At 55.4% G+C, this 1,388-nt stretch carries 1 protein-coding gene and 1 pseudogene; both read right to left on the reverse strand.

Features of this window, described 5'->3' with window-relative positions:
* Positions 1 to 855: pseudogene (locus ACSQ3J_RS31285) on the reverse strand (hypothetical protein); the annotation flags it as partial.
* Between the two features lie 241 nt (positions 856 to 1,096).
* On the reverse strand, positions 1,097 to 1,388 hold a 292-nt coding region (locus ACSQ3J_RS31290), incomplete at its 5' end, for a M10 family metallopeptidase C-terminal domain-containing protein (RefSeq protein ID WP_436041195.1).

Here is a 1,388-nt window from a genome sequence, read left to right on the forward strand (position 1 = left end):
ATTGCCGGCAAGGCCGTCAATCGAGTCGATCCCCGCCGTGCCGGTGAGAATGTCATCCCCGCTTGTCGCGCCAGTAGGAACGGGCGTTGGCCAATTGGTGCCGATTTCGTCATTGTTCGACAGGAGGGGTGTATTGCCCTTGAAGTAATAATAGCCCCAATGGCCCTGACCGAGTTCGTTGTTGGTGATTTCAACACCGGAAATTTTATCGGTGCTGCTGAAACTGCCATCTGAGTAGATGGTATAGCCGCCGCCTGCGAGATAGTTGCCGTCTATCTGAATGTCGGAAACCGGCCCGAAGTCATTGTTGATCATCACGGCCGAGGTTTGGCCATTGTCGTTGATGATCGTGTTGTGTCGAATATCGACGCCTGAAACGCCGCCGTTGATCTCGATGCCATCGTAGTGCGGGCCACCCCAAACTGTGCCGGCACGGACATTAGGAGCATTCATATCGTGGATATAATTATCCTGGATAAGGCTTGCGCCTGTCACATTGATGCCGTTCTCCACGTCGTGGATATCGTTACGCAAGAAGGTACCCGAACCAAAAATGCCGTTCGCGCCATCCTTGCTGCTTCCAACGTTTAGAATCTCGTTGTCTTTAACGATGGTGCCCGTAATGCCTGGCTTGATCCAGATGCCCGTCCAGTCAGTAGAGGTGATGCGGCTATTTTGAATTGTGACGTTCGGGGCCATGACCCAAATCGTTCCCTTGACATCAAGAGCATTGATGACAGTGCCTGCCTTGGTGACGTTTACATCGCCAGATGGGGTCAGGATAACGCCATCCGGAAGACCGGTGTTGGTCGCATTCGGAAATCCCGCGAGCGTTTTGGTTGAGGTAATAGCCATACTTAAGGGCTCCCGTTTAAGTGCTGGAATTTGGGAGGTAACCTCCACAGACGAACCGGGTGCAGATCCCCGCTTCAGGTTCCGGCCAAGTCGTTTTCACTTTGAAGCTGACGCTTGACGCAAGGAACGGGCACAGCAATCCGCCGCAAGATTGCGTCACCGATTGTTGCCGCCAGAGGCGGTTTGGTCCGCCTCTGGTTTGTTTGAATGGGGATGAGGCCGCTTTAGCGGCCTCACTACGTTACAGCACGAAATATCCCTTGGCGAGCGAGACGGCATCATCCAGGTGAATGGCGAAATCGGCCTTCCCGTCACCGTTGACATCACCGTAGACATAGGTGTCGGAGGCAGCCTTGACGTAGCGCAGTTCTCCGGCCTTGCCGGTGAACGCCGCGGTGCCGACGTAGGTGAAGGCCTGATTGCCGGATGCTGCGGTGTTCGCATCGATCGCCGACAGATCGATCCGGTCACCGCCGGTGCCCGAAAAGTCGAAGATCGTGTCGCGGCCACTCACCGCCACTGTCGAGTCGGCC

This window comes from Rhizobium sp. LjRoot98 (assembly GCF_964252935.1).
Classification (GTDB): domain Bacteria; phylum Pseudomonadota; class Alphaproteobacteria; order Rhizobiales; family Rhizobiaceae; genus Pararhizobium.